Below are 7,101 nucleotides of genomic sequence, written 5' to 3' on the forward strand. Positions count from 1 at the left end.
GGACAACGACCGCTGCACGGCGGACGACGAGGCCCTCGAACTGCTGGGCATCGACCGGGCGGCCTACGCTTCCGGCCCGGGTGCGGGCCTTGGTGTTGCTGTTCACGCGCATGACGAGATGACTCCCTGACGAGGAGGAGCGAGGTGGACGGGTGAGCGAAAAGGACGGGTCAGCGGCCGAGCCGGGCGACCTTGCGGGCGCTCAGGTCGATCACCAGCGACCTGGCGTCGACCCACGGACCGTTCTTGACCTTCGGGAACAGCCGGACGCAGCGGTGCTCCCCGCATGGGCCGAGCACGGCGGGCTGGGCGCCCGGCGCGGCGCGGTAGACGGCGCCGCTGAGCTGGAGCTGGTCCGGGGAGGTGAGCGCCTTGCCGGTGGCGTCCTGGTAGTCGGCCTTCAGGCCCGAGCCCAGCGGGTCGGCGATCAGGAGGCCGGCCGCCTCGGCCTTCTCGGCGCGGCTCAGTGGCGGCTGGACGCCGTGCTGGGTGTCGCTGTGCACCACCTTGCCGGTGCCGAGATCGACGGTCCGGGTGACGAGGGTGTCGTCCCGGTAGTCGTAGAACGTCACGTCGGCGCGCCGGGGCGCGTCCGGCCGGCCCGCCTCGTCGGCCTCGGGTTCGGCGAGGTCGACGCCGAGGCGCTGCGGGCCGCGTTCCCCGTCGACGCTCTCGCTGCTCCGGAAGAGCTGGTTGCTGAGGGCGATCTTCTCGACCCGCTTCAGTTCGTCGTCGGTCAGTGGGTCGCGGCCCTGGCCCTGCCGCCCTTCGGCAGGGGCCGCCTCCACGACGCCCGGCGCCACGGCCCGGCCGCCTGCCCCCGCAGCAGCGCCGGCCTCCTGCGGGACGGACTGCCCCGCCCGGGGCCCGGCGTCGTCCGCCCCCGCCGTGCCCGGCAGGGTCACCGCCACCATCACGGCGGTCCCGGCCACCGCGATGGCGGTACCCGCCACCATCTTCCCCAGGTGGCGGTGCACTGTCTTGCGCACGTCTTCCCCCTACTCCCCCACAGCCCCGGGAGTATGTATTGGCCCCATTGGTTGGGCATACCGCGTATGCACTGGTCACTCGGTGAGAGGGAGATAAGTCATAGGAGGTTCCCTCACTTTCGGGCAGACTCGGGACCAAGGCGTCCCCACCGGCGCCGCACACCTGAAAGAGTCGTATCCATGCAGGTCTGGCCTGGCGAGGCGTATCCACTCGGTGCCACGTACGACGGCGCCGGTACCAACTTCGCGGTCTTCACGGAGGCCGCGGACCGAGCAGAGCTGTGTCTGCTGCACGACGACGGCTCGGAGACGGCGATCGAGCTCCGGGAGAGCGACGCCTTCGTGCGGCACGCGTATGTGCCGGGCATCATGCCGGGGCAGCGGTACGGGTTCCGGGTGCACGGCCCGTACGCGCCCGAGCGCGGGCTGCGCTGCAACTCCGCGAAACTGCTGCTCGACCCGTACGCGCGTGCGATCAGCGGTTCGATCCGCTGGGGCGAGGAGGTCTACGGCTACCACTTCGACGATCCCGACCGGCGCAACGATCTCGACTCGGCGCCGCACACGATGACCTCGGTCGTGGTCAACCCCTACTTCGACTGGGGTGACGACCGGCGCCCGCGCACCGAGTACCACCACACGGTGATCTACGAGGCCCACGTCAAGGGCCTCACCATGCGGCACCCGGGCCTCCCGGAGGAGCTGCGCGGCACGTACGCGGCCCTCGCGCACCCGGCGATCATCGAGCACCTCACCGAGCTCGGGGTCACCGCCCTGGAGCTGATGCCCGTACACCAGTTCGTGAACGATCACCGCCTGGTCGACATGGGCCTGAACAACTACTGGGGCTACAACACCATCGGCTTCTTCGCCCCGCACAACGCCTACGCGTCCTGGGGCGACCGGGGCCAGCAGGTGCTGGAGTTCAAGTCGGCGGTCAAGGCGCTGCACGAGGCCGGGATCGAGGTGATCCTCGACGTGGTCTACAACCACACCGCCGAGGGCAACCACATGGGCCCGACGCTGTCCTTCAAGGGCCTGGACAACTCGCGCTACTACCGGCTCACCGACGACCCCCGCTACTACATGGATACGACCGGGACCGGGAACTCCCTGCTCATGCGGTCCCCGCACGTACTCCAGCTGATCATGGACTCGCTGCGGTACTGGGTGACGGACATGCACGTCGACGGATTCCGCTTCGACCTGGCGGCGACGCTGGCCCGGCAGTTCCACGAGGTGGACCGGCTGTCGTCGTTCTTCGACCTGGTGCAGCAGGATCCGGTGGTCTCGCAGGTCAAGCTGATCGCCGAGCCGTGGGACGTGGGCGAGGGCGGCTACCAGGTGGGCAACTTCCCGCCGCTGTGGACCGAGTGGAACGGCAAGTACCGGGACACCGTGCGCGACCTGTGGCGGGGCGAGCAGCGCACCCTCGCGGAGTTCGCCTCGCGGCTGACCGGCTCGTCCGACCTGTACCAGGACGACGGGCGCCGCCCGCTCGCCTCGATCAACTTCGTGACCTGCCACGACGGCTTCCCGCTGCACGACCTGGTGGCCTACAACGACAAGCGCAACGAGGCCAACGGCGAGGACAACCGGGACGGCGAGAGCCACAACCGGTCCTGGAACTGCGGGGCCGAGGGCGAGACCGACGACCCGGACGTGCTGCGGCTGCGCGCCCGGCAGATGCGGAACTTCATCGCGACGCTGATGCTGTCCCAGGGCGTGCCCATGATCAGCCACGGCGACGAGTTCGCCCGCACCCAGCGCGGCAACAACAACGCCTACTGCCAGGACAACGAGCTGGCCTGGGTCGAGTGGCCGCAGGAGGAGGACCCGGAGGGCAAGGAGGCGGAGGGCGAGGCCGCGGCGGACGGGGGCGCCCGGGGCGGGCCGGGCAAGGAGCTGCTGGGCTTCACGCGCGCGATGGTGTGGCTGCGCCGCAACCACCCGGTCTTCCGCCGGCGGCGCTTCTTCCACGGCCGGCCCGTGGAAGGCACGCACGACGACCTGTCCGACATCGCCTGGTTCACCCCGGACGGCCGCGAGATGACCCAGCGGGACTGGGACTCGGCGCAGGCGTCGGCGCTCACCGTGTTCCTCAACGGCAACGCGATCTCCGAGCCGGGCGCCCGCGGGGAGCGCATCAGCGACGACTCGTTCCTGCTGATGTTCAACGCCTCACCGAAGCCCCTGGAGTTCGTGGTTCCGGTCAATCACGGGCGGCAGTGGGAGGTCGTGGTCGACACGGCCCTCCCGGCCGGCGTGCCCTCGGACACCGGCCCGAAGGTGCAGGCCGGGGACCGGCTGACCCTGCCGGACCGGAGCATGACGGTGCTCCAGCGGCCCGTCTGACCGCTCAGCGCGTGCGTGTCGCCCGGAAGCCACTCGTCCGGGCGACACGCGGCGCACCCGGCGCGGGGGATGACACGAACGGCGGCGGGGCGGGTACGTACGTTCCATGACACCTGAGCGACTTGACCCGGTGGTGCCCACGGCCACGTACCGGCTGCAGCTGCAGCCCGAGTTCCCGTTCGGAGCAGCCGCGGCCGTCGTGCCGTACCTGGCCTCGCTCGGCGTCTCGCACCTGCATCTCTCCCCCGTCCTGGAGGCCGTGCCGGGCTCGACGCACGGCTACGACGTCGTCGACCACGCGCGCGTGCGCGAGGAGCTGGGCGGCGAGGAGGGGCTGCGGGCACTGGCGCGCACCGCGCGCGAGCACGGGCTCGGCCTGGTGGTGGACATCGTCCCGAACCACATGGCCATGGCCCCGCACCACAACCGCGCCCTGTGGGAGGTGCTCCGCGAGGGCCCGAGGTCGCCGTACGCCCGGTGGTTCGACATCGACTGGGAGGCGCAGGACGGCCAGGTGCTGCTGCCGGTCCTGGGCGGGCCGCTGGGCGAGGTGCTCGACGAACTGCGCGTCGACGGTGACGTGCTGCGCTACTACGACCACGTCCTCCCGCTGCGCGAGGGCACCGATGACCTGCCGCTGCCGCATCTGCTGGACGCGCAGTGGTACCGCCCGGTGTGGTGGCGGCTGGCCCGGACCGAGCTCAACTACCGGCGGTTCTTCAGCATCTCGGAGCTCATCGGGGTGCGGGTGGAGGACCCGGAGGTGTTCGAGGCCACCCACGACAAGGTCCTCCAGCTGCTGCACGAGGGCGTGATCGACGGGCTGCGCATCGACCACCCCGACGGCCTCGCCGATCCCGACGGCTACCTCAGCCGGCTGCACGAGGCGACCGGGGGCCGCTGGACGGTCGTGGAGAAGATCCTTGCCGACGGCGAGCATCTGCCGGCGTCCTGGCCCGTCGCGGGAACCACCGGGTACGACGCCCTGCGGCACGTGGACGGCGTCTTCACGGACCCCGCCGGGTTCGGGGACCTGCTGGGTCAGTACCGGCGCTTCGCGGCCCCGCAGACGGACCGGGGCGGGCAGTGGGAGGCGACGGTGCGGCGGGCGGCGTACAAGGTCCTCACGCACGAGCTGGCCACCGAGACCGACCGCCTGACGCGGGTGGCGAGCCGGCTGTGCGCGACCTCGCCGGAGCCGGCCCTGCGCGACCGGGCCCCCTGGGCGCTGCGCACGGCGCTCCAGGAGCTCCTGGTCCGCATGGAGGTCTACCGGCCCTACGAGTCCGCCGAAGCGGCGTCCGTGGTCACCGAGGGGGCCGCCGCCGAGGCCCGGCACACCTTCGCCGTGCCCGAGGAGGCCGGCGCCGTCGACGTCGTACGGGACCTGGTGCTGGGGCGGTACGGCGACGGGCCCGCGCAGCTGGAGTTCCGGACGCGGTTCGCGCAGACCTCCTCGGCGCTGCGGGCCAAGTCCGTGGAGGACACGGCGTTCTACCGGTACGTGCCGCTGCTGTCGGCGACCGAGGTGGGCGGGAATCCGGGAGCTCCCGCGCTGTCGCCGGAGGAATTCCACGCGTACTGCGCGCGCGTGCAGCGCGACTGGCCGGTGACCGGCACGGTGGCCACCACGCACGACACCAAGCGCAGTGCGGACGTCCGGGCGGCGCTGCACGTGCTCACCGAGTGCCCGGACCGCTGGGCGGACGTGCTCGCGGAGGTGACCCGCGCCGGGGAAGGGGTGCCGGACGCGCAACTGGCGTGGGCGGCCTGGCAGACGGTGTTCGGGCTGGGCCCGGCCTCCGGGGTGCGGGAGCGGGTGCGGGGGGCGCTGCTGAAACACGTGCGTGAGGCGGGTCTGTACACCAGCTGGACCGAGCAGGAGCCGCCGTACGAGGAGGCGGTGGAGCGGTTCGTGGCGGCCGGGCCGTGCGGTGCGCCGGGTGAGCGGGTCGCCGCGTTCCGGGAGTCGCTGGCGCCCCACATCCGGGCCAATGTGCTGGGCACGGCGCTGGTGCAGCTGACGATGCCGGGCGTCCCGGACGTCTACCAGGGCACGGAGGCCGAGTACCGGGCGCTGGTCGACCCGGACAACCGGCGGGCGGTGGACTTCCCGCCCGCGGAGTCCGGCGGCACGTCCTCGGAGAAGGCGGCGGTGACGCGGGCGGCGCTGGGGCTGCGGGCCCGGCGGCCCGGCGCGTTCGGCGACACGGCGACGTACCTGGCGCTGCCTGCCGAGGGACCGGCGGCGCGGCACTGCCTGGCGTTCGTCCGCTCCGGCGAGGTGCTGACGGCCGTGACCCGCCTGTCCCTGCGGCTCGCGGAGGCGGGCGGCTGGGGGGACACGCGACTGCCCCTGCCGCCGGGCCGCTGGGCGGACATGCTGGAGCCGGGACGGGAGTTCACGGGCCACGCGCGCGTGGCGGAACTGTTCGCGGGGGTGCCGGTGGCGTTGCTGGAGAGGGTGGGCGACTGAGCTCAGGCGAGCGCCGAACTGTCCTCGGGGCAGTCTTCATAGGCGGGCAGCGGGGCTCGCGGGCGCGGCCAGTGCGTCCGCAGCACATCCACGAACCTCTGTGCCGCGCCGGTAGGCGGCAGACGCGAGAAGACCGTCAGGGTGCGCCTCCAGGCCGGGTCGGGGGTGAGGACGACGCAGCCCCCGCCGACCGCGTCGCCTACGAGGTGGGCGGGGGCTGCGCAGACGCCGACACCGGCCGCGGCCATCCGTACCGCTGTCGAGGTGTGCTCGGTGAACACGGCGGTGCGCGGGGTGAAGCCCGCGCGGCCGCACGCCCAGTCGAGGAAGCGCTCGCCGTGGACGACGGGCTCCATGGCGCAGCGCACCCAGGGGCGGTCGGCCAGCTCTGCCAGCGTGACCGTCGCCCGGCCAGCGAACGGGTCGTCGAAGGGCACCACGAGGACGATGCCCTCCTCGCCGACCGGCACGACGGTCCCCGGCCAGTCATCGGGCGCCGGGCCGACGGCCAGGTCGGCCGTACCCCTCTCGACCTGCTCCTCCTGGCGGGGCAGGGGCTGCACCAGCAGTAGCCGGCGGCCAATGCTTCCGGGCGACCCCGGCCCTCCCCCGTGGCGCCCTTGACACCTCACCATGGCCGTGGGGTACTGCGATGGCGAACTCGGGCGGATGTGACGGGGGTGAGTGTCCTGCCGGAGCTGCGCTACCCGACGGTGACCGAACAGGTTTCTGCTGCCCGGGCGTTGACGGCTCAGCGCCCCGGCGTGTGCACCCTGCGGCAGGTGGGTGTCTCACGCGCGGGCAGGCCTCTGCACCTGCTGTCCGTGGGCCGGGCCCGCCGTGCCGTACTGGTGGTCGCCGGCGCCCACGCCAACGAGCCGACCGGCTCCTGCACCCTGCTCGCGCTCGCCCGGCGGGTCCTGGAACAGCGGGAGTTGCGCGACGGCGTCTCCTGGCACTTCCTGCTGTGCGCGGACCCCGACGGGGCGAGCCTGCACGTCACGCCGGCGCCGCGCAGCCTCTTCGACTACCACCTCGGCTTCTTCCGGCCCGCCGGCCCGGAGCAGCCCGAGTGGGCGCCGTCCGTGCTCCCTCAGGACCGGCTGCCGCCCGAGACCTGGGCCTTGACGGGCGTCATCGATGAGCTGCGCCCGTATCTCCAGGTCACCCTGCACGGCACGGACCTGGGCGGGGCGGTGTGATCGATCCGTCACTGACTGTAGAGGAGTAAGGGGCACGTGTGCCACGCAATCAAGAACATTGCCTCCATTGAGTTGGCTT

General features: G+C 72.4%; 3 protein-coding genes and 2 pseudogenes. 3 read left to right on the forward strand and 2 right to left on the reverse strand.

Annotated features, from left to right (window positions below; genetic code table 11):
- Positions 1 to 170: 170 nt before the first annotated feature.
- On the reverse strand, positions 171 to 989 hold the full coding sequence (locus ABZ281_RS30345; protein ID WP_356660631.1) for a Tat pathway signal sequence domain protein: 819 nt from the start codon (positions 987 to 989) through the stop codon (positions 171 to 173).
- 180 nt (positions 990 to 1,169) lie between these two features.
- Here ABZ281_RS30345 and glgX point away from each other — a divergent pair, with 180 nt between their 5' ends.
- Positions 1,170 to 3,344 carry a glycogen debranching protein GlgX gene (glgX, locus tag ABZ281_RS30350; RefSeq protein ID WP_356660633.1) on the forward strand — a complete coding sequence of 725 codons (2,175 nt, stop codon included), beginning with the start codon at positions 1,170 to 1,172 and terminating at the stop codon, positions 3,342 to 3,344.
- Between the two features lie 106 nt (positions 3,345 to 3,450).
- The gene (treY, locus tag ABZ281_RS30355) at positions 3,451 to 5,820 is read left to right on the forward strand and encodes a malto-oligosyltrehalose synthase (RefSeq protein WP_356660635.1); all 2,370 of its coding nucleotides are present in this window, start codon (positions 3,451 to 3,453) and stop codon (positions 5,818 to 5,820) included.
- 2 nt (positions 5,821 to 5,822) lie between these two features.
- Here the strand turns inward: treY and ABZ281_RS30360 are convergent.
- Positions 5,823 to 6,362: pseudogene (locus tag ABZ281_RS30360) on the reverse strand (LysR family transcriptional regulator substrate-binding protein); the annotation flags it as partial.
- Positions 6,363 to 6,500: 138 nt separating this feature from the next.
- On the opposite strand from ABZ281_RS30360, the pseudogene ABZ281_RS30365 reads away from it, so the two are divergent.
- A pseudogene (locus tag ABZ281_RS30365) lies at positions 6,501 to 7,016 on the forward strand (M14 family zinc carboxypeptidase); the annotation flags it as partial.
- Between the last annotated feature and the right edge of the window lie 85 nt (positions 7,017 to 7,101).

Source organism: Streptomyces sp. NPDC006265 (genome assembly GCF_040613555.1).
Lineage (GTDB): Bacteria > Actinomycetota > Actinomycetes > Streptomycetales > Streptomycetaceae > Streptomyces.

Coding starts and splice junctions, on each gene's coding strand:
- glgX (WP_356660633.1), top strand. CDS start 1,170: ATGCAGGTCTGGCCTGGCGAGGCGTATCCACTCGGTGCCACGTACGAC.
- treY (WP_356660635.1), top strand. CDS start 3,451: ATGACACCTGAGCGACTTGACCCGGTGGTGCCCACGGCCACGTACCGG.